Origin of the sequence: Micromonospora sp. KC213 (genome assembly GCF_004348325.1) — a bacterium.
Taxonomy (GTDB): domain Bacteria; phylum Actinomycetota; class Actinomycetes; order Mycobacteriales; family Micromonosporaceae; genus Micromonospora.
In genome coordinates, this window is the sequence record NZ_SMKF01000007.1 from 48,627 (window position 1) to 68,298 (window position 19,672).

16 protein-coding genes and 6 pseudogenes are annotated in these 19,672 nt (G+C 71.9%); 4 read left to right on the plus strand and 18 right to left on the minus strand.

All coding sequences use genetic code 11. From position 1 onward, the window contains the following. Positions 1-82: 82 nt before the first annotated feature. A pseudogene (locus tag E1166_RS31765) lies at positions 83-273 on the minus strand (hypothetical protein); the annotation flags it as partial. Positions 274-636: 363 nt separating this feature from the next. On the opposite strand from E1166_RS31765, the gene E1166_RS03570 reads away from it, so the two are divergent. Beyond that, positions 637-1,491, plus strand: coding sequence for a GAF domain-containing protein (locus E1166_RS03570; RefSeq protein WP_132335728.1), 855 nt, complete (start codon positions 637-639; stop codon positions 1,489-1,491). 105 nt (positions 1,492-1,596) lie between these two features. Here E1166_RS03570 and E1166_RS31770 read toward each other — a convergent pair. From E1166_RS31770 to E1166_RS03595, 6 genes and pseudogenes are all read right to left on the minus strand, one after another. Continuing rightward, positions 1,597-1,854: pseudogene (locus tag E1166_RS31770) on the minus strand (transposase family protein); the annotation flags it as partial. Positions 1,855-2,014: 160 nt separating this feature from the next. Next, positions 2,015-2,101 (minus strand): annotated as a pseudogene (locus tag E1166_RS31775) (transposase family protein); the annotation flags it as partial. A 38-nt stretch (positions 2,102-2,139) separates the two neighbouring features. Beyond that, positions 2,140-2,342, minus strand: a pseudogene (locus tag E1166_RS32635) (transposase); the annotation flags it as partial. A 368-nt stretch (positions 2,343-2,710) separates the two neighbouring features. Beyond that, entirely contained in the window at positions 2,711-4,486 is a 1,776-nt protein-coding gene (locus tag E1166_RS03585) for a hypothetical protein (RefSeq protein WP_132335730.1), read from the minus strand. After that, positions 4,483-5,694 (minus strand): hypothetical protein, encoded by a 1,212-nt coding sequence (locus E1166_RS03590; protein ID WP_132335732.1) that lies wholly within the window; start codon positions 5,692-5,694, stop codon positions 4,483-4,485. Before E1166_RS03590 ends, E1166_RS03585 begins: the two co-directional genes overlap by 4 nt. After that, positions 5,691-6,224 (minus strand): SigE family RNA polymerase sigma factor, encoded by a 534-nt coding sequence (locus E1166_RS03595; protein WP_132335734.1) that lies wholly within the window; start codon positions 6,222-6,224, stop codon positions 5,691-5,693. The genes E1166_RS03590 and E1166_RS03595 overlap by 4 nt, the downstream gene beginning before the upstream one ends. A 101-nt stretch (positions 6,225-6,325) precedes the next feature. Here E1166_RS03595 and E1166_RS03600 point away from each other — a divergent pair. Next, positions 6,326-6,475: pseudogene (locus E1166_RS03600) on the plus strand (IS5/IS1182 family transposase); the annotation flags it as partial. 679 nt (positions 6,476-7,154) lie between these two features. Here E1166_RS03600 and E1166_RS03610 read toward each other — a convergent pair. The 3 genes and pseudogenes from E1166_RS03610 to E1166_RS03620 form a co-directional block, all read right to left on the minus strand. Continuing rightward, positions 7,155-7,285 (minus strand): annotated as a pseudogene (locus E1166_RS03610) (transposase); the annotation flags it as partial. A 152-nt stretch (positions 7,286-7,437) separates the two neighbouring features. After that, positions 7,438-8,709, minus strand: a complete 1,272-nt coding sequence (locus E1166_RS03615; RefSeq protein ID WP_207913983.1) for a PD40 domain-containing protein — start codon at positions 8,707-8,709, stop codon at positions 7,438-7,440. A 438-nt stretch (positions 8,710-9,147) separates the two neighbouring features. After that, on the minus strand, positions 9,148-10,158 hold the full coding sequence (locus E1166_RS03620; RefSeq protein ID WP_132335736.1) for a hypothetical protein: 1,011 nt from the start codon (positions 10,156-10,158) through the stop codon (positions 9,148-9,150). A 216-nt stretch (positions 10,159-10,374) separates the two neighbouring features. On the opposite strand from E1166_RS03620, the gene E1166_RS03625 reads away from it, so the two are divergent. Together E1166_RS03625 and E1166_RS03630 are read left to right on the plus strand one after the other, a co-directional pair. Beyond that, entirely contained in the window at positions 10,375-10,683 is a 309-nt protein-coding gene (locus tag E1166_RS03625) for a hypothetical protein (RefSeq protein WP_132335738.1), read from the plus strand. Between the two features lie 61 nt (positions 10,684-10,744). Beyond that, the gene (locus E1166_RS03630; RefSeq protein ID WP_207913985.1) at positions 10,745-11,005 is read left to right on the plus strand and encodes a hypothetical protein; all 261 of its coding nucleotides are present in this window, start codon (positions 10,745-10,747) and stop codon (positions 11,003-11,005) included. Positions 11,006-11,128: 123 nt separating this feature from the next. Here E1166_RS03630 and E1166_RS03635 read toward each other — a convergent pair whose 3' ends face one another. The 8 genes from E1166_RS03635 to E1166_RS03670 are packed head-to-tail and all read right to left on the minus strand — an operon-like array spanning position 11,129 to position 19,671. After that, positions 11,129-11,641, minus strand: a complete 513-nt coding sequence (locus E1166_RS03635) for a hypothetical protein (RefSeq protein WP_132335740.1) — start codon at positions 11,639-11,641, stop codon at positions 11,129-11,131. A gap of 26 nt (positions 11,642-11,667) precedes the next feature. Next, positions 11,668-12,483, minus strand: a complete 816-nt coding sequence (locus tag E1166_RS03640; RefSeq protein ID WP_132335742.1) for a hypothetical protein — start codon at positions 12,481-12,483, stop codon at positions 11,668-11,670. Between the two features lie 23 nt (positions 12,484-12,506). Beyond that, entirely contained in the window at positions 12,507-13,751 is a 1,245-nt protein-coding gene (locus tag E1166_RS03645) for an MlaD family protein (RefSeq protein ID WP_132335744.1), read from the minus strand. Beyond that, a complete protein-coding gene (locus tag E1166_RS03650; protein WP_132335746.1) occupies positions 13,748-15,133 on the minus strand; it encodes an MCE family protein in 1,386 nt (461 codons plus the stop codon). Before E1166_RS03650 ends, E1166_RS03645 begins: the two co-directional genes overlap by 4 nt. An 8-nt stretch (positions 15,134-15,141) precedes the next feature. Next, the gene (locus E1166_RS03655) at positions 15,142-16,383 is read right to left on the minus strand and encodes an MCE family protein (RefSeq protein ID WP_165944227.1); all 1,242 of its coding nucleotides are present in this window, start codon (positions 16,381-16,383) and stop codon (positions 15,142-15,144) included. Then, a complete protein-coding gene (locus E1166_RS03660) occupies positions 16,383-17,366 on the minus strand; it encodes an MCE family protein (protein ID WP_132335750.1) in 984 nt (327 codons plus the stop codon). The genes E1166_RS03655 and E1166_RS03660 overlap by 1 nt, the downstream gene beginning before the upstream one ends. Then, complete coding sequence (locus E1166_RS03665; protein WP_132335752.1) at positions 17,363-18,394, minus strand: MCE family protein; 1,032 nt, start codon at positions 18,392-18,394, stop codon at positions 17,363-17,365. The genes E1166_RS03660 and E1166_RS03665 overlap by 4 nt, the downstream gene beginning before the upstream one ends. Further along, the gene (locus tag E1166_RS03670) at positions 18,391-19,671 is read right to left on the minus strand and encodes an MCE family protein (RefSeq protein ID WP_132335754.1); all 1,281 of its coding nucleotides are present in this window, start codon (positions 19,669-19,671) and stop codon (positions 18,391-18,393) included. The genes E1166_RS03665 and E1166_RS03670 overlap by 4 nt, the downstream gene beginning before the upstream one ends. Position 19,672 lies beyond the last annotated feature (1 nt).

Genomic DNA, 19,672 nt, shown 5'->3' on the forward strand with positions numbered 1-19,672 from the left:
AGGCTCGAAAACTCGTTGCGCTCTTGATCGCAGCTCTGTTGGAGTGCCGGGACGCTTCCAACGTCGGATGGAGCAACACATGTCAGTCGGGTGTGTTGAAGATGCGCCGTTGTTGGCGGGTGGCGGGTCCGCCTCGGGTGAGACGGCCGAGCATGCCGGCGATGGCGGCCCAGCGGATCATGGCTTCCGAGGTGGCGGGGCGGGTTTCGTAATCGCGGGCCAGCCGGCGGAGGTGGTGAGCCAGGCCAGGGTTCGCTCCACCACCCAGCGGCGGCGTGCACGACGAACCCTTGCTGGTCGGCGGGTTGGCGGACGATCTCTTAACCCCGCTCTCGGCGATATCTCTTGACACCAGCGCCCGGTGCTGCGGCTGGTGCCCTAGGCGCGTTGCTAACGATCTTGCGACCAGTCGCCAAAAAGTTGATCTAGCTAGTGGTCGAGGTGCTGGCCTGCCCGACTGGCAGCGTATGGTCAACGCCAAGTAGTTGATTTAGGTGGGGGGGCGCGGAAATACGAAGACTTTCACCGTCGCCCAGATCGCCGCCGCTCTCGGGGTAACCCACGGCACCATCTACAGCCACCTCGACCGCGCCGCCGCCTAACCCACACGAATCCCGAAGGGCACCGAAGACCAAGATGTCGACCACCGCTGACTCGACCACGACCGACCCGACCGCGACGAACCCGGCGCCGGCTGATCCGGTGGCTGCGCTGCGGGATCCGGCCCGGGTGGCGGCCGTGCGCCGCTACGAGATCCTCGACGCCCCGACCGACGGGGCGTTCGACGAGTTCGCCGCCGCCGCGGCCGCGGTGTGCGGCACCCCGATCGCCACGGTCAGCATCGTCGACACCGACCGGGTGTGGTTCGCCGCCACGCACGGACTGGACGGGGTGACGCAGGTCGGCACCGAGCCGGGCCTGTGCGCCTCGGCGTTCTGCGCCGAGGGCCCCTACGTAATCAACGACGCCGCCGTCGACCCGCGCACCCTGGAGCACCCCCTGGTGCGCGGCGAGCTGGGGCTGCGGTTCTACGCCGCCGCACCGATCATCACCGCCGACGGCCACCACCTGGGGACGGTCACCGCGATCGACTCCGCCCCACGGCAGCTCACCGACGCCCAGACCGCCGTGCTGGGTCACCTCGCCGCGCTGGTCGCTCGGCAGCTGGAACTACGGCTGGCCGCGTTGACCGCGGTGCGCGCCGAACGGCACCTGCGCGCCGAGGCCGAGCAACGCGCCGCCGCCGCGGCCGAGCTCGCCGCCCGGATGCGCGCCGCGACCGCCGCGCACGCCACCGCCGCGCATCCCGAGCACTGCCAACTCGGCGGCACCTCCGGATGCACCGCCCCGGCCGAGTTGAAGATCGCCGACGCGTGGGGCGACTCCGCCTGGGGCTGCACCGCCCACGTCGAGGAAGCCATCGTCAACGTCCGGTCGGTGTTCATCGCCAATGAGGAACTCGGCGGCCTGGCCGCCTACCTCAACCGCTGAACCATATGCCCGGCTGGGACGAACGGCGACGCCGACGGCCAGCGGTCCGATGACGTGCTCGACCCGGATGCGTTGCGACGAGTGCCGTTTTCGAGCCGCGTCGTGTGCGGCGGTGACGCTTGGCGGCAGTGACTTCTGGTGTTTGCGTGGTGTGGGCTTTGGGGTGATCACCGTTCCGGCGGTGTCGGCACCGAGTCCTTGGTAGCCGGCGTCGGCGAGGACCTGGACCCCGATCGGCGTGTGGAGAAGCAGGTCGACGAGGCCTGCGGTCCGTGCCTGGGTGAGGTCGTGCATCGAGCCCGGCCGGGTCTCGCCGCAGAACAGCAGCCGACCAGCCGGATCGCAGATCACCAGGGCCTTCACGGACCCGTACCTCGGTGGCGTCCATCAACGCCCGCGGGTGGTGGCCCAGGTACCCGACCACGTCCGCGAGGGTGCGCAGCCGCACGCCGTCGGGCACCTGGCAGCCACGCTCGGCCAGCAGCGGCCGTACCTCGGCGACACTGCGGGTGATCGTCGAACGGTGAACTCCGAACCAGGCGGCCACCGCGTCATGGGTCAACCCGTGCCGTAGATGCACCAGCGTGGCCACCAGGCGATCCCTGAACACGAGCCGGTGTTTCGCCCCAGCGCCAATCCCACGCCGAGATACAACGCCCCGTGACCCCGCGGTGCTCACCCACCAGCGACAGCTCCACCAGCGACCGGACCGGCCCGTCGGCGCACAACACCGCGTCCGTCAGGTCAAACAACGCGTCAGCCCGGGCAGTCAAGCAGTCGTAGAACTCTCGCCGGAACCCGTTCAGGTCCCTGACGGCATCAGCCGGACCACAGTCATACACACTGGTCACCAGAACAGCCCTTGGTTATCGACGTTCTTCCCTAGACAAGAAGATCATCGACCAAGGGCTGTTTCCGTGATCGGTCGGGGCCCCCGCAGGACCTCAGGGGGTTAAAGATCAAGTTAGGTGGCCACACGTACGAGGCGGCGTGAATGCGGTGGTGGTCCTCGACCGCGTAACGGTGACCCCTGACCGGCCAGCTCCTCGGGCTGTTACTGGCATCGAAGCTATTGTTATGACCCTGCTCGCACCCATGCCGGAGCCTGAGCCGCGATTGCGTCCCCTAGCTCCGCCAGCAGTACCCCTCCGGGAACGCCCGCCGCACCTGCCCGGGTGGCAGGCCGTGCGCGGCACGGCCCGCCACCTCTGAGGGTCGGTTATTCGGACGTGAGCCGGTACGCCCGGATCACGGTCTGCTCGACGGTGTTGCCCGCGTTGTCGGTCGCGGCCGCGCGCAGGGACACGTACCCGATCGATTGCGGGTGGTGCAGAGTGACCAGGCCGCTGTCGCCGATCTGGGTGACTTCCGTCTGGCTCCAGGTCTTTCCGTCGTCGTAGGAGACATCCACAGCGAGGGAGCGCACCGGGCCGCCAGCTGTGCCCGGCTGCCGGTGCACCTGGACCGGGAACCGGACGGTCGCCCCGGCCGGTGCCGTCTGGCGATCGTCCAGCGCCGGGGTGAACCGCACCACCGAGGCCGGCAGGCGGGTGGTCCGGCCGGGACTTCCGCCGGAGCGGAAGGTCCACTCGACGATGGTACGCATCGCCAGGTCGGCCGGTTTGCCGCGTTGTGCGTCGATCCGCAGCCGGTAGCCGGACTTCGCCGCGGGAACAGCGAACTTGCCGGTCAGTCTCGGCAGCTCGGCGACCAGCTCTCCGTCCCGGTAGAGCGAGGTGGTGCCGGTGGACACGCCCGGCCAGCTGTACCGGTCGACCGTGTCCGAGTACAGCGGCAGATTGACGTTGATCGTGTCGTCCGTCCGGGCCACCTCCTCCGGCTTGCGGTCCGGGGTGCGGATGCCGGAGAAGGCCGGGCCGAGGATCCCCCGGTTCCAGGTCTCCCGGTAGGTGCGTCCCGGCCGGTAGTGGCCGGCACCCCAGAGCTGGTTGGTCAGGCCGCCCGCGTCGGCGTGCACCTCGCCGAAGTTGTTCTCCCAGACCACTCCCGGCTCGGCGTTGTAGTACTCGGTCCGGGTGGTGGGCAGCGCGAAATCGACGTCCTCGACGAAGCCGCCGCTGGGCACCGCGTCGTTGCGGGCGAACGCGGCGAGCCTGCCGGTGGCACCCGGGGTGCCGACGGCGTACTGTGCCCGCACGGTGGCCAGCTCGGCCGGCCGGACCCGCCGGCTGAAGCCGGTGGGCATCAGGCCGCTCTCGAACCAGGCCAGGCGATAGGCGTACGGGCTGTCAGCCGGGCCGCCGGACCATTGACTGCCGATCCTGGTCGTCATGCCGTCGAGAGTGCCGGCCGGTCCGAGCTGTGCGCTGTACTGACGCTCGAACGAATCGCTCCAGGAGAGCAGGGAGATGCCCAACCCGTCGTCGGTGGGAATGTTCACCACCAGCTCGGCGAGGAACGACGTGGCCGACGGATTCGGCACGGTCACCGTGATTGGTTGGCCCAGCCGGGCGTCCAGATCGACGGTACGATCCCCGGTCAGCTCCAGCCGCGGCCACACCAGATCGGTCACCTCGCCCTCGGGACCGTAGATCTTGGTGCTGACCATGTACTCGCCGCGGGGCAGCCGGAGCTTGCCGTCCGCCGGCACGTCGACCCACGCGCTCTCCCCGTCGGTCTTGACGATGAAGGGCTGATGGTCGGTGCTGGGGGCGCCGTCGCGTCCGGTGTGCAGGAGGGTGAGGTCGAACAGCTCCTCCTCGTCGCCGGTCGCGGCCAACGACCGGGGCTCGCCCAGCGGGGGCATGCCGACCAGCTTGCCGCCCGGCACTCCGTTCCTCAGCAGGGACGCGGCGTTGCCGGACACCATCCGCATCTGGCCGGCGGCCCGGACGGCCCCGAAGACGGTCCGCTCCGGCGCGACGCCCTGACCCCCGGACCTGTCGGACGGCTCGGCGGCGGTCGCGGCCGGTGCCGTGAGCAGCACCGATCCGGCGAGCATCGCCGCGATGACCGGCCGCAAACATGCTCTCATCGATTGCCCCTTCCTGGAGCGCAGAACCAACTTGCCGGGACGTCGGCGCTGCCTCCGCCTGCCCGGGTGCCGTCGTCGCTGAGGGTGGTGGCATGGGCCGTGTCCTCCGCGGCGAGACCCGGCAGGGCCCGCAGCGTGCCGTCCACCTCGCGGATCGATGCCGTGTTGTCGGGGTGATCGACCACGACCTGCCCGCTGATGTTGATCGCCTGGACCCGGCCGTCGTCCACCGTGGCGGCGCGGCCGTTCCGCAGGTCCCACACCACCGCCACGTTCCAGTCGATGGATTGCGGAGCGCTCGCGGTTGGGTCGCCGGTGGGCGGTTTGCCGTCTCGCTTGAGCAGGCCGTAGGCCCAGTCGCCACGGACGCCGTAGGCGGAGCCGCCGACGGTGCCGGCCGGGCTGCTGAGCCTGCCGCCCAGCCCTTGCGCGTCCCACCAGTACGCGGCGCTGCCGTCGTACAGGCCGCCGACCACCATCCCGCTGTCCGAGATGCCGAAGGCCATCGCCCCGCCCGGCGCCTCCAGCACCTTGGCTTGGGCGGTGGCGGTGGGCGCCTGCCACACCACGGCGGCAGCCCGGTCCCCCGCGAACAGCACCCCGGCCACCTGGCCCCTGGCGTTGATCGCAGACGCCTCGGCGCCCGTGTAGCCGTTCGGGACCGGCAGTTCGACGACCTTGCCGTCGACGTACGCCCAGGCATAGTGCCGCCGGTCGGCGGTCTGGCCCTCGCCGACCACCACCCCGCTGTCGTTCACGCCCTCGGCCTCGCCATTTCCGTCGATCGGAATCGAGACGGTCCGCGCGCCGGCCCAGAGGACCGGCGTACCCGGGTTGTCCTTTCCGGTGACCACCCCGGCGAGATACTGCCCGTTCGGCGAGCCGGCAGTGACCTCACCGGCGGTCGACCCCTTGGGCAGGGTCAGCCGCTGCACGGCGCAGGCCACCGGCGCGGCCGTCACCGACGCACCGGCCTGCTGCGGCAGCCCGGGATCCGGACCGCCCGGGTGCCCGGGCAGGCCGGCCAGCCCAGCGGCCGCGCCGAGCCCCAGCGTGGCCACCCCGGCGACGCTTGCCGTCAGCCACTGCCGGCGTCGGCGCCGGATCCGCGCACCCTCGCGGACCAGATCGGTCGCGCTCATCCGGGACGCCGGCATGTCCACTGAGGACAACAACTGCCGCATCCTGGTCTCACTGTCTGGCGTCATCGCACCCTCCTCGGTTCTCTGGTGGCCCCTGCGGGCATCGCCTGCCACTCCTCGCCGAGCAGGTCGCGCATCGCCGCCAGGCCGCGAGCGGTCTGGCTCTTCACGGTTCCGGTGGAAAGGCCGAGCACGGTGGCCGTCTCCTGGACCGACAAGTCGCAGAAGAACCGCAACACCAGAACGGTGCGCTGCCCCCGGCTGACCTTCGCGAGCGCGGCCTGCACCGCATGCGAGTCCTCCACACTCGGTCCGGCGCGGGCCGCGGTGTCGGGATCCCGCCAGGCGAGCAGAACGCGTGCCCAGCCCTTGCGGGTCTCGTCGATGTAGCGGCGCACCAGGATGCGGTGCACGTAGCCGTCGAGGTTGCCGACCATGCGGATCCTCTTCCAGCGCAGATAGACCGCGACGAGCGCGGACTGCACGATGTCATCGGCGCGGTCGGCGTCACCGCACAACAAGAAAGCCGTACGCCTGAGCCGGTCCAACGCCGCCGAGACGTACTCGACGTACTCCCGGTCTTCCTCTGCCGACAAGGCATGACTCCTTCCTTCGGCGTCACACCTCTATCGCGCCCAGACCGCAGGAAGGTTGTCACCCATCGGCCGGGACAACAGCCGTCCGAGGACCTGCCACTGCCATGCAGCGGATCCGGCGGCTGACGTGCGCGATCCTGGACGGCACGCCTATTCCGATCGACCGCGTCGCCGGTCAGCAGCCGTGCTCCTCCGGTAAGCACCAACGGCACGGGATGAACGTGCAGGTCATCGCCGATGCCGCTGGCCGGCGCGGTCGCGGCGCACTGGTCCTGGCGGGCAGCGCTGGTTCTGCCCGTGCTGTCCGTCGCCGCGGTTCCCCCGTGCTGGCCCCTCACCGCCCACGCGCCACGCCGAGATCGGGTGGACTGGCCTGCCGCCGGTCTGCTCGCGGTCGCCGCCGCCGGACTGCTGCTGACCGCGCAGCGTGCTGCCGGGCAGGCAGGCGCGAGGCCCACCGTGATTACCGCTGTCACTACGGCAGCCGCCGCTGCGAGTCTGGCGATTCGTCAGCGGACGCGCCCTGACGGGCTCCTCGGTCGGCACACTCTGTCCGCCCGATGGTTCCGGCACGCCGCAACTACCGGCGCGAGCGTGTACGCAGGCCTGTTCACCGTTCGGTACGCCGCTCCTCACCTGCTCAGCCGCCAGGGCCACAGCACGATGGGCATCGGCCTACTTCTGCTGCCCGGCGCCGTAGTCGGGGCGGCGCTTGCCTGGACTGCCGCACGATCGGCGCGTCGGCTGTCCGCCGGGCGTGTGCTGGCCGCGGTGAGTCTGTTGCTGGCCGCGGCCCTGTGCCACGCCGCCACTGATCCGCGGACCTGGCCGGTCGCGGCGGCCAGCACGGCGGCGTTCACCGCCTCCGCCGTCGCGCAGGCGCTGCTCACCGCGCAACCACCACCCACACCGCCGTCGAACTTCGCGGCTGACTCGGGCTTTGCAGTAGGTGGCGTCGAGGAAGACGTAGGGAAACGCGGCCGAGGCCAGGGATCGGTCGCGGAAGGCCCCACTTCCTCGTCCAGATCGGCGCAGATGCGCGACACCTCGGACTTGGAGATGAGCTGATCGAGTCGATGTGCCGGTAGCAGTCCCTGCCGTGGGCCGCGATCAGCGGCCGAGTACCAGATAGGCGAGGAGTGCCCCGGCCTCGCAGGAAGCCGGGGCACTCGGCGCGCCACGGGGCCGATCGAGACGCCTACCATCGAGTGGGTCAGTGGGGCATGCGGCGCAGGAATGCGTCGGTCACGCCGTTGGTGTCGCCCGGTACCAAATTCGTGGCCGCCGAGGCGAAGGCGACGTGTCGGCCGTCTCGGGTGACCACCCCGTTGTAGCTGCCGTCGTTGCCCTGTCCGCCGTCGGCCGCCAGGCTGGCCCGGACGGTCGTGCCGGCGCGCAGGTCTCGCAGAAACACGTCGGCTACACCGTTGGTGTCGCCCGACACCAGGTCGGTGGCGTCGGAGCTGAAGACAACGTACCGGCCGTCCGCGCTCATCATCGGGCCGTAACTGCTGCCGCCGGTGGCCTGCCCACCATCGGCCGCCAGGCTGGCCCGGACGGTCGTGCCGGCGCGCAGGTCTCGTAGGAACACGTCGGCGACGCCGTTGGTGTCGCCGGAAACCAGGTTGGTGGCCTCGGAGGTGAACGCTACGATCCGGCCGTCCGCGCTCATCGTCGGAGAGACGGTCAGCGCGTTTGCTTGTGCGCCGGTGGTGGACACGTTCACCCGCCGGAGGCTGCCGGTGCGCATGTCACGGATGAACACGTCGGCGACGCCGTTGGTGTCGCCGGGAACCAACGCCGCCTCGGAGGTGAACGTCACGTACCGGCCGTTGGCGCTGATCGCCGGTGCGTCGGACGGTGCGTCGGCGTTCATGCCGCTGACCCGGACGGTGGTACCGGCCTGCCGGTCACGCAGGAAGATGTCGGCCACCCCGTTGGTGTCACCCGGCACCACGTTGGTGGCTTCGGAGACGAACGCCACGAACCGAGCGTCGGCGCTGATGGCCGGAGCGTAGCTGCGGGCGTCGGCCTCGGTGCCGCCATTGGTCAGGGTGACCCGGCTGGTGCTGCCCGTGCGGCGGTCGTGGACGAAGCCGTCGGAAACCCCGTTGGTGTCGCCGGGCACCAGATTGGTGGCGTCAGACGTGAAAGAGACGTACCGGCCGTCCGGACTCAGGGACTGGCCGTAGCTGGAGCTGTCGCCCACAACTCCCGCAGTGGACTGGCTGACCCGGCTCGTGGTGCCGGTGCGGCGGTCGCGAACCAGCACGTCCCAGGTGTTGTTGGTGTCGTCCGGCACCAGGTTCGGCGAGGCGGAGGCGAAGGCGACGTACCGGCCGTCCGCGCTCGCCGCAAAGGGCTCGCTGCGGTACTCGGTGGCCTGGCCGCCCTTGCTGTCCACGCTGATCCGGGTGGTAGCTGGCGGTGCGGCGGCGGAGGCGGCAGGTGCGACGCCGACGGCGAGGCAGCCGAGCACGGCCACGCCGGCAGCGGCGGTGCTGATCGGGCGGCGCAGGCAAGACCGTACGGTCCTGCGATGGGTGGCGGGTGTCGCGAATTGTGTCGTCATACCTGGTTGGGCTCGGGCTGGGGCGCGATTGTTCGCCCGTGTCCGGTACCCGATACTCCAGTCGCCGCCATTCGGCACCGTCGCTGCCGGGTGTGTCGACACGCGTCACCCTGCGGCACCGGATTGCGCCCGACCAGCGGCGGAACGCGAGTCGCCTGGCGCTACTTTAGGACTGGGTGCTGGCCGACCGAAGCCCAAATCTGACGAAGGACCGCACCAAGAGCACGGACGGACAGTGCGACGCCGAGCGGCAGGTCTACCTGCCCGCCTGTGCGGAACGGATCGGCGCGCTTGACGGGCTACCCGTGCCATCGGGCACAGCTACGACTCGACCGGCCTGGGAGAAGCGGCTCACCGGCATGCCCATCGAGCGGTACAGCCGGAGGCGGTCGGACGGGGTGCCGCGGAGCCTTCGAACGAGCGCGGGTGGTAGACGACCGCGCGGCTGACACCCCAGACCGGGCGGATCGACGCGGCGATGCGGCCGTGGTCATCGAGGTCGACGACCGTGCCCGCCGTGCTGACCCCGGCGAGGCTGAGGTCGTGCAGGACGCCGCGCCGCCACAGTGCCGGGCGGGCGCTTCCGTCGGTGGCCTGGGAGGTGGCCAGGATCTCGCCGCGGTTGTTGATCGCCCGCAGCTCCGTGAAGCTGCCGCCGAGGGTGCCGACGTCCAGGGCGCGGCCGTGCCGCCAGAGGATGCCGCGCGGGAACTGCATGGCCGAGAACTGCCAGCCGATCAACCAGCCGTGGTCGTTGAGGGCGTACGTGTTGCTGCGGTTGAAGGGGCCGGCGCCGAGGTCGGTGACCCGGTTACGGTGCCACAGGGCGGCGTGGTAGCCGCCCGGCACGTGCATTCCGCCGGAGACCTGGCCGTGCTCGTTGACGTCGGACACCTCGGCGAGGGGCAAGGGCCGGGCGCGGCCGTTCGTCCACAGGACGGGGCCTTCGGCGGTGCGGCTGACGACCTGGCCGCGGTCGTTGATCGCCACGGGCAGGGCGGACGGGTCGCCCAGCGACCGCAGGACCCCGCGGTGCCAGACGTACCCGCCGGAGCCGTCGCCGTGGCCGCCGACGACCTGGCCATGGTCGTTGACGTCAATCGGGTTGAAGGCGCCGAGATCGATCATCCGGCCGTCGCGCCAGAGGAACCCGCGGAAGGTGCCGTCGGCGGCCTGGGCACGGCCAACCACGTCGCCGCGGTCGTTCATGGCGGTGGCGTAGCTGCTGTCGCCGCCGAAGGTGCCGAGGTCCACCACGCGGTAGCTGGCCAGGGCGCCGGGCGCAACGGCGGCGGGGGATGCGAGGGTGGGTGCGGCCGTCAAGGCGGCCGCGAGGAGAGCGGTCGCGAGGATGGATGGCATGGGACGGCTCCCTCCGGAGCGTCGCCGGGCGAAAGGTGCGCTCAGCCTAGGCCCGTCCCACCACGCCGCCAGGGTGCAGTCACGTAGCCGACAGCCTCGCCGTCCGCCACGCCTTATTGGTGGTTAGCAAGCAGGCTTCTTTCTGCGAGGGGTCATAAGTCGAATGAGCGATGGCAGCACGCCCAGGCCGGGTAAGCCGGCGTCACCGTCGGTTTCGTGCTTGACGGCATCCCTGGACGCCTCGTCACCGCCAGCTCGGCTGGTCGGCTCACCCACGTCGACCTACGGGTCGGCAAACACGGCTCGACACTGGCCGGCTTGACCGAGACGCTGTCCACCACGATCACCACCGGCCTCCAGGCCCGCATGCCCTGCCCGGGGTTCATGACCGAACTGCGGCACACCCACTACGTTCCCCCTCGACACCACCACCGATCCGGCCGTCCCGCAGGCGACATCGCCGAGGCGCCTACCTCGCGCGCCGCCTACACCTGCCACAAGCGCTACCTCAAACTCACCATTTGAGACATGCTTTTAGTACGACAACGGCAAGCACGGGTTCACCTCCAACCGCAACCCGGGCACGATGACGTTGTCGAACAACACCAGCATCGGCAACGCCCAGCGCAACCTCACCTTCGACGCCGGCTCTTCGGTGTTCCGCGACAACACCTCCTGCGACAGCGGCTCGACCGACCGGATCGTCAGCGACGCCGACGGCTCCAACCAGTTCTCAAACGGCATGAACGGATCCCGGTGCGCGAACCACACCGGAACTCTGGGCTGGTCCTTCGCCTCCGAGGGTCGCCTCGTGGTGACCCTCGGCGGCCGGGTGGTCACCCCGTAGCCGCGGACCGACCACGTGTCGACCCACCCCGGTCAGGGCGGCTCCGACGTGACCAGGAAACAGCCGAAGACGCCCTGACTCGGCCGGCAGGCCGGCGACCACCACCCGGCCGCCGACGGGCCCTCAGATGGCGGAGGCCGCACTGACCTTCCAGGCGCCCCCGTCGGGCACCAGCGTGAGCAGCACCCGGTTCTGGTCCACCTTCTCGCCGGCGGTGTTGACGTTGCGCCGGTACTGGTTCAGGTAGACCAGCAACTCCACTCGGTCCGCCGTGGCGCTCACCACCCCCGTCGCGGAGACCTCCGCCAGCACCACCGCCTGCTGCTTGACGACGGTCTGCTTGAGCGTCGTCGTGGTCTGGGCGTACTCCCGGGCGAAGGGCCCGGTGACGAAGCTGCGGCCGTTCGCGACGCTGTCGTCGAAGGTGCGGTGGTCGTAGGAGAAGATCGCCTTGGCGGCGGCGGGGGCGGTAGCCAGCGCCTGCCGGACGGCGGCGTCCCGCCGCTCGGCGCCGCGGTCGCCGTGCCAGCCCAGGCCGGCGGCGGCCGCCGCCAGCAGGATCGCCGTGACCAACGCCGGGATCGGCCGGACGCGGCGGAGGGCGGGCCGCCAGCGGGCCGGGTCGAGAGTACGCATCGATTCTCCTTGATCGAAGGTGGGCGTCAACCGACGAACTGCAGGCGGGACACCAGCCACTGACCCGACTCCGGTTCATGGACCAGGTCCATCTGGATTCGGTAGTGCGACGGCCGCCCCTCCGGGGCCTTGACGTTCTTCACCGTCGCGTCCACGGCGACCAGGACCACAGCCCGGCGGCGGTCTCCGGAGACCATTCCCGCCCGCAGTACCGACCCCTGCGACTCCACCTTGTTCTCCACCACGGCCGCCCGGACCTGCGACTGGCCCCGGGCGAACTCCTCCTTGAAGTCGCCCGCCGCCCCGGCGGAGATCCGTTGCAGGTCCCGGTCGACGCTCGCCGCGCTGACCGAGACGAAGTTGACAGCGACCTGCTTGGCCGCGGCGAGCGCCCCCTGGCGCGCCTCCTCCACCGCCCGGTCGGCGTACCAGCGGTGGCCGTACACGACAGCGGCGGCCAGGGTGGCGGCGAGCGCGACCGCCAGCAGGCCCACCAGCGCCCGGCCGGCCGGCGACCCGGTTCGACGCCCGTCGCCGGTGGCGGTGTCCGGACCGGCGGCAGGCTTGACGACACCGGGACGGCCGCCATCACGCGGCAGGCCATCGACCGGTTCCCGGTCCTCGACACGGCCGCCATCACGCGGCAGATCCTCGACCGGTTCCCGGTCCTCGACCTCGATCGGCGCCTCGACCGGTTCCCGGTCGAGGCGCCGCAGCACGTCCTCGATGGCCGTCGCCCGGTTCACCGGCCGGCTGACGAGCCGCCGGCGGGCCGGCCGGCCGGGCACCGCGAGCTTCGCACCCCTGATCACCTTCAGCCTGCCGTCCCTGGGTGTCTGCACGACATCCTCCTCCCCACCACCGGTCACGGGGTCACCCCGGCCAGCAGCAACTGCTTCCACGACTGGTCCCCGGCGGTCCGGTACTGGCCACCCGTCCCGCCGAACTGCAGGGGCCGGCCGTCGCTGCCGAGCACCAGCCCGGTCACCGGGTCGTAGCCGGCCGTGCCGGCCCCCGCCCGGGACGCGCCGCCCGTGAAGGCCGGCTCGGCCCCCGAGGGCCGCGGCGCGTCCGCGGCGCCGCGTACGCCGGCGCCGGCCGCGCGGTCCGCCGCGCTGCACCCCCGTTCGGGGCTCCGGTACACGCACGCCGGCGGGTCGTTGGCGTTCAGGACCAGGCCCAGGTGTGCCGTGCCGTCGCCCGGGGTGACCGTGAACCCGCCGGCGACGGTGATCGGGTAGACCACCAGCAACTGTTCGATGCCGGGCAGCCGCCGGGCGGCGATGCCGTTGACGGTGATCAGGTTGCCGAGCAGGGTGCCCACGGTCGGTTCCAGCCCGCGCAGCAGCGCCACCAGTTCCTGCCCGGCCGGCGGGCCGGCGGCGAGCAGGCGGCGCAGGTCGGGGTCGGCGGCCCGGACGGCGGCGGCGAGCTGGGCCAGCCCGGCCGCCCACCGCCGCAGCGCCTCCGCCGACTCGGCCTGGGTGGCGAGGACGGTCCGGGCGTCCTCGATCAGTGTGAGGGTCTCGGGCAGAGCCTCGGTCGCGTCGGCGAGCAGCGCGTCACCGGCATCGAGGATCCGCGCCAGCGCCTGCTCGTTGCCGGCGAAGGCGGTGCCCAGCTCGGTGACCAGCACCGCCAGATCGTCCGGCCCGACCGACCGGACCAGCGCGTCCAGGTTGGACAGCAGCACCTCGGGGGCGAGCGGGACGCCGGTGCGGTCGGCCGGGATCACCGCACCGGCGCGCAGGTACGGCCCGGCGTCGCGGTCCGGGCGCAGATCCACGTACTGCTCCCCGACGGCGGAGCGCTGGGCGATCACGGCGCGCAACTGCGCCGGCACCCGTACGCCCCGCTGGATCCGCAGGTCGGCGCGGACGCCGTCGCCGCGCAGGGTGACCGCGGTGACCCGGCCGACGGGCACGCCGCGGTAGGTGACCGGGGCGTGCGGGAAGATGCCGCCGGCGCGGGCCAGGTCGAGGTGGACGACATACCCGCCGCCGAGCAGCCGGTCGCCGAGACCGACGTATCGCACCCCCACGTAGGTGACGCCGAGCAGGCTCACCACGACGAAGACGAAAACCTTGAGTTTCGTGCCACGCCCGATCACGGCAGCAAGCCCCCTTTCAGGACGTCGGTCAGGTCACCGGTCTGGCCGGTGATCGCCCCGGTCACCGGCAGCACGCACTGCCCCGACAGCACCGTGCCGGACGGCAGCTCGGTTCCGGCGGGGAACGCGGTGCCGGGGGGCACCAGCCCCTTCGGCAGGATCAGGCCGTCCACCGGCACCGGCGAGCCGGGCTTGAGCAGCACGCATCCCTCGGGCAGCCGGCAGTCCTTCGGTGGCGTCCAGGTCGCCGGGAAATTCTTCGGATCGGGCAGGCACCCGGTCAGTGGCAGGTCGGGCAGAGGCAGCGGGCCGGCGTCCGGCCGGGGCCCGCCCGGGCCGGGCGGCCGGGACGCGCCGGACTTGGGCGGGCGGGCCGTGGCGGGCGGTGCGGGCGCCGCGGCGACCAGGTTGGCCAGGATGCCGGCGGCGTCGAGGTCGGCGGTGACGGAGAGGTTGACGAAGTCGCCGACGATCGCCCCGGTCACGTTCGGCGGGAACGGGAAGGACAGCATGAAGTCCAGGGACTTCGGCAGGTCGTCGCCGGCGCGGACGAGCTGCTCCAGGATCGGTTGCAGCGCCCGTACGCTGGCCAGGGTGTCGTCGCGGCTGCGCTCCACGACGCGGGTGCCGACCCGGCCGAGCTCACCGAGCGCGGTCAGCGCGCTGGTCAGCTGGGCGCGCTGGCTGACCAGCACGGTCATCCCGGGGGCGAGGGAGTCGACCGCGTCGCCGACCACCTGCCGTTGCCGGGCCAGCCGGCCGGTGAGCCGGTCGAGCGCCTCGACGGCCCGGACGATGTCGCTCTTCTGCCGCTCCAGCCCGCCGATGAAGGTGTCGAGCTGGCGCAGCGCGTCGCGGACCGCGGGCTCGCGGCCGTCCAGTGCCGCCGCCAGTTCCTGGTTGATGGTGCGCAGCTGCGCCAGTCCACCGCCGTTGAGCAGCAGCCCGAGGGCGGCGAGCACCTCCTCGACCTCCGCCCCGCGGCTGGTGCGGACCAGCGGGATGACGTCACCGTCGGCGAGCCGGCCGCGCGCCGGTTCGGTGGGCGGCGCGGCCACCGTCACGTACTTCTCGCCGAGCAGGCTGCTCTGCCGGACGGCGGCGGTGGCGTTGGCCGGCAGGCGGACCTCGCGGTCGATGCGCAGGGTCACCCGCGCCGTCCAGCCGGCCAGCGAGATCCTCTCGACGCTGCCCACGGTCACGTCGTCGACCTTGACGGCGGCCTGCGGCACCAGGTCGAGTACGTCGCTGAACTCGACGGTGACCCGGTATCCGGCGCCGGCCGGCTCGCCACCGGGCAGTGGCAGGTCGGTCACCTCCGGCAGACCGCACCCGGCGGGCAGTAGCGCCGCGACCAGAACGCCGGCCGCCAGCTGGCGCATCCGGGCGATCATGCCGGCCCCCGCAGGATGCCGCCGAGGGTGAGGTCGGGGGCGATGTCGGGGCCGCCCGGCGCCGCATCGGCGGCCGGCCCTCCGGGAGAGGGGGCTCCCGGTGGGACCGGACCGGTCGCCGGGGCGCCGGGCGGCAGCTTGAGCAGCCTACGCAGCTGGTCGGTCATGGGCAGGCCGCGTGCGTGCAGGGTCTGCGCGAGCGCGCGGCACGTCTCGGGCACCCGTGTCGCCGGCAGCTGGTCCACCATCAGTGAGCAGACGAACCCGGCCGGGTCGTACGGGCCGGTCGCGTTGTTTCGGGTGTCGAGCGTGCCGGAGCGGGGGTTGTAGGCCAGGGCGAGGTTGCTCACGGTCAGCGGCGCGACGTCGAGGATCTCGATGACCGCCCGCTGCTGGCGGACCAGCACCCCGGTGATGTCGGCGAGCGCCGCGACGTCGGCGGTGAGCACCTCGCGGTTCTGGCGCACGAACGCGGTGACGTCGGCCAGGGCGACCGAGAGGTTGCGCAACGCGGCGGTCAGTTCGTCGCCCTCGCCGGCGAGCTGCTGCGCCACGTCGGCCAGTTGCTGGTTGAACGCGCGGACCTGCTGGTCACTGCGGGCCAGGGTGGTGGTGAACCGTTGCAGGTTGGCGACCGAACCGAACAGGTCCTGCCGGCCGTCGGCGACGGTGGCGAGCGCCCGGGACAGCCCGTCGAGGGCGTCGCGAAGATTGTCGCCGTTGCCCTCAAGGTTAGCTCGTCCCGTGGCGACCAGGTCGGACAGGGCGCCGTCGGCGTTGGCCCCCTTCGGCCCGAGCGCGCGGTTGAACTCGTCCAACGCCCGGTAGATGTCGTCGATCTCCATCGGAGCGGCGGTCCGGGAGACCGGAATCTCCGCTCCGTCGGCCAGCGCCGGCCCGCCGGAGTACGCGGGGGTCAGCTGCACGTACCGGTCGCTGACCACGCTGGGCGGAACGATCAGCGCCTGCGCGTCGGCGGGCACGCCCACCTCCGGGTCGTAGCGCATGGTGACCCGCACGGTGGCGCCCTGCGGCGTCACGGCGGTCACCTCCCCGACGCGGACGCCGAGCACCCGCACGTCGGATCCGGGGTACACGCCGACGGCGCGAGTGAAGTGGGCGACCATCTGCCGTTGCGGGATCTGGGGGCGGAGGACCACCACCGTGGCGGCGACGGCGGTCAGCAGGACGGTCGCGGCGGCGACCGGACGCCGCCACCGCAAGATCCGGCCGGGCATCATCGTCCTCCCGTCGTTGGCTGGAACGGCTGCACCATCCCGTGCACGTACGAGTCGAACCACCGGCCGTTGCCGACCACGTTGGCGAACGCGGTCACGAACGGCGCCATCCGTTCGATGGTCAGCTCCAGGTCGTCCCGGTTGCGTTGCAAGACGGCAATCACCTCACGCAGCTTGTTCAGGGCAGGGGTGAGCGTGGTGCGGTTGTCAGCGACCAGGCCGGACAGCTGGGTGGCGAGGTCGCTGGTGCCGACGAGCAGCTTGTGGATGGCGTCCCGGCGGCGGCTCACCTCGGCCAGCAGCGCCTCGCCGTCGGTGACCAGCCTGCGGAACTCCTCGTCGCGGGTGGCGAGCACCTCGGTGACCTTCCGGGCCCGGGCCAGCAGGGACCGCAGTTCGGCGTCGCGCTCGGCGACGGTCCGGGACAGCCGGGACAGCCCGTCCAGCGCGGAGCCGACGCTGGCCGGGGTGTCGGCGAACGTCTCGGACAGGGTGGCGAACGCGGCGGCGAGCTGCTCGGTGTCGACCCGGTCGAGGGTGTCGGCGAGCCCGGTGACGGCCTGCAACACGTCGAACGGGGCGGCGGTGCGCTCCAGCGGGATCAGCGCGCCCTCGGGCAGCCGTCCCCCGCCGGAGGGAGACAGGGCGAGGTACTTCTGGCCGAGCACGGTTTTGATCCGGATGGTCGCACCGGTCTGGTCGCCGAGGCGTACGCCGTCGTCGTCGACCCGGAAGCGGACCCGCACGAACGTGTCGCCGTCGCGGGCGAGTTCCACGGTGGTCACCTTGCCGACCCGTACGCCCGCGACCCGTACCTCGTTGCCGACGGCCAGGCCGCTGGCGTCGTGGAAGGCCGCCTGGTAAGCGCGGCCGGTCAGCCCCGCGAGCCGGTCGAGCTGAAAGGCGCCGAGCAGCACGGCGACGATCACGGTCAGCCCGACGGCGCCGGTGACCACGGGATTGCGTTCGCTGAACGGTTTCATCGGCTGCCTCCGCCGGCGCACCGGGCGGCCGGTGCGCTGAACGTCACGGGGTTGAGCGTCTGGCCGGCGGCCGTCACCTGGCCGTCGAAGTCGCAGAGGTAGAAGTTGAACCAGGATCCGTAGGAGGCGACCCGGGTCAGCGCCTCGTACCGCTGCGGTAGCCGGCCGAGGGTGCCCTCGATGACCGCCGAGTTGCGGTCGAGGGTGCCGGCGAGCTGGTCCAGGGCCCGCACGTCCGCGGCCAGTGGCGGCCGCACCTCCGCCAGCAGTGACGAGGTCGCGGTGGTGAGGTCGCCGATGTTGACCAGCGCCTGGCCGATGGCCTTCCGGTCGGCGGCCAGCCCGGAGACGAACTCCTGCAACTGCCGGATCGTCCGGTCGAGGTCACGGTCGCGCGTGGCCAGGGTCGCCAGGACGTCGTTGAGGTTGGTGATCACCCGGCCGATGACGGCGTCCCGGTCGGCGAGGGTGTTGGTCAGCGACGCCGTGCGGCTCAGCAGGCTGCTGACCGTGCCGCCCTCGCCCTGGAGCACCTGGATGATCTCGTAGGCGAGCTTGTTGACGTCGTTCGGGTCGAGCGCGGCGAACAGTGGCCGGAATCCGTTGAACAGCGCGGTCAGGTCCAGCGCCGGGGTGGTCTGGCCGACCGGAATGAGCCCGTCCGGCCGCAGCGGGCGCCGGTCTCCCGGTCCCTCGCTCAGCGCCAGGTAGCGCTGGCCGACGAGGTTCCGGTAGCGGATCTTCGCGCGGACGCTGGTGACCAGGGGCACCTCGTCGCGGACGGTGAAGGCCACCTCGGCGACCGTGTTGTCGACCACCCGGATGTCGCTGACCCGACCGACCCGCACCCCGGCGATGCGCACGTCGTCGCCGGGCAGCAGCCCGGTGACGTCGGTGAACCGGGCCCGGTAGGTGACACCGCCGGCGGGAAAGGCGCCGAGAGTCTGCGCAAGCAGCCCGGTCAGCAGCAGCGTCACGGCGGCGAAGATGGCCAGCTTGACCAGCGGCGCGATCGTCTTCTGGCTCATCGCGCGTGCACCACCGCGCCGCGCAGCAGCGGCCCCCACAGCAGCACCGCGATGTCGGGCACCTCCGCCGGCGGGGTGCCGGTGAGGGCACCCACGAGGGGTTTGACCAGGGCCCGTTCCTCGCTGGTAGCGGCCCGGCCCATCTCCGGGGAGGCGCCGGCGGACGCGGCCGGCACGCCGACGGGCAGCCTCGGGCGGTGACGCTCGCCGGAGTAGTCGTAGCCGTCGTCGACCGGAACCTCCGGGGCCGGTCCGGCGGGCCGGGGGAGGCCACGGCAGTTCGGCCCGTCGTCGGCACCGTAGACCGGCTCGTCGCGGCCCCGCTCGTACCTGCCGCCGTCGCGGGTGACCTCCAGGGTGATGTGCATCCGGCCGCCGGCGAACACCTCCTCCACCCGGGGTTGCAGGGCGACCAGGCCGCTCATCAGGCACGGGTACTCGGGGGCGTAGGCGGCGAGCAGTTCGAGCACCGGCCGGCTCACCGCGCCCAGCCGGATGAGCTGGTCGCCGTGCCGGTCGAGGAAACCCCGGGTGACGTCGGCCGCTCCGGTGGTCGTGGCGAGGAACGCCGCCAGTTGGGTGCGCTGGTCGGCGACGGTGCGGGCGGTGACCGTGACGTCGCGCAGCAACGCCAGCAGGTCGGGCAGCGCCGCGTCGTAGCTGTCGAGCACTATCGCCAGCGTGCGGATGTCCTCGGCGATCGCCGGCATCGCCGGGTTAAGTTGCTTGAGGTACGCGTCGAGTGCGGCCAGGTTCGCGCCGAGCTGGTCGCCCCGCCCTTCCAGGGCGGTCGCCAGGGCGGCCAGCGTGGTGGCCAGCTGATCGGGGCGGATGGCCTGCAGCAGGGGCAGCGCCTCGTCGAGTACCCGTTCCAGCTCGACGGCGGTGCGGCTGCGGTCCTGGGTGATCACGGAGCCGTCGCGGATCGGCCCGGCGGTGCTGGCCGGCGGTGGGACGAGCTCGACGTAGCGTTCGCCGAAGAGCGTCTTGGGTAGCAGCTGGGCGGTCGTGTCGGCGGGGATCCGGGCGGTCGACGCCGGGTCGATGGCGAGCCGGAGGACGACCCCGGCACCGTCGCTGCGCACCGAACGGACGTCGCCGACGCGCACGCCGCGTACCTTGACGTCGGCGCCGTCGCTGAGCTGCAGCCCGGCGCGGTCGGCGTGCAGGGTGACCCAGGCGACCGGGGTGAACGCCCGTTGGTACTGCAGCACGGAGGCGGTCAGCGCCGCGGTCAGCACGACGATGAAGACGACACCGAGGACCCGATTTTTCATG

Excerpts from the sequence above, each read along its gene's own strand:
- E1166_RS03570 (WP_132335728.1), top strand. The coding sequence starts at position 637 with ATGTCGACCACCGCTGACTCGACCACGACCGACCCGACCGCGACGAAC.
- E1166_RS03585 (WP_132335730.1), bottom strand. The coding sequence starts at position 4,486 with ATGAGAGCATGTTTGCGGCCGGTCATCGCGGCGATGCTCGCCGGATCG.
- E1166_RS03590 (WP_132335732.1), bottom strand. The coding sequence starts at position 5,694 with ATGACGCCAGACAGTGAGACCAGGATGCGGCAGTTGTTGTCCTCAGTG.
- E1166_RS03620 (WP_132335736.1), bottom strand. The coding sequence starts at position 10,158 with ATGCCATCCATCCTCGCGACCGCTCTCCTCGCGGCCGCCTTGACGGCC.
- E1166_RS03630 (WP_207913985.1), top strand. The coding sequence starts at position 10,745 with ATGACGTTGTCGAACAACACCAGCATCGGCAACGCCCAGCGCAACCTC.
- E1166_RS03635 (WP_132335740.1), bottom strand. The coding sequence starts at position 11,641 with ATGCGTACTCTCGACCCGGCCCGCTGGCGGCCCGCCCTCCGCCGCGTC.
- E1166_RS03650 (WP_132335746.1), bottom strand. The coding sequence starts at position 15,133 with ATGCGCCAGCTGGCGGCCGGCGTTCTGGTCGCGGCGCTACTGCCCGCC.
- E1166_RS03655 (WP_165944227.1), bottom strand. The coding sequence starts at position 16,383 with ATGCCCGGCCGGATCTTGCGGTGGCGGCGTCCGGTCGCCGCCGCGACC.
- E1166_RS03660 (WP_132335750.1), bottom strand. The coding sequence starts at position 17,366 with ATGAAACCGTTCAGCGAACGCAATCCCGTGGTCACCGGCGCCGTCGGG.
- E1166_RS03665 (WP_132335752.1), bottom strand. The coding sequence starts at position 18,394 with ATGAGCCAGAAGACGATCGCGCCGCTGGTCAAGCTGGCCATCTTCGCC.
- E1166_RS03670 (WP_132335754.1), bottom strand. The coding sequence starts at position 19,671 with ATGAAAAATCGGGTCCTCGGTGTCGTCTTCATCGTCGTGCTGACCGCG.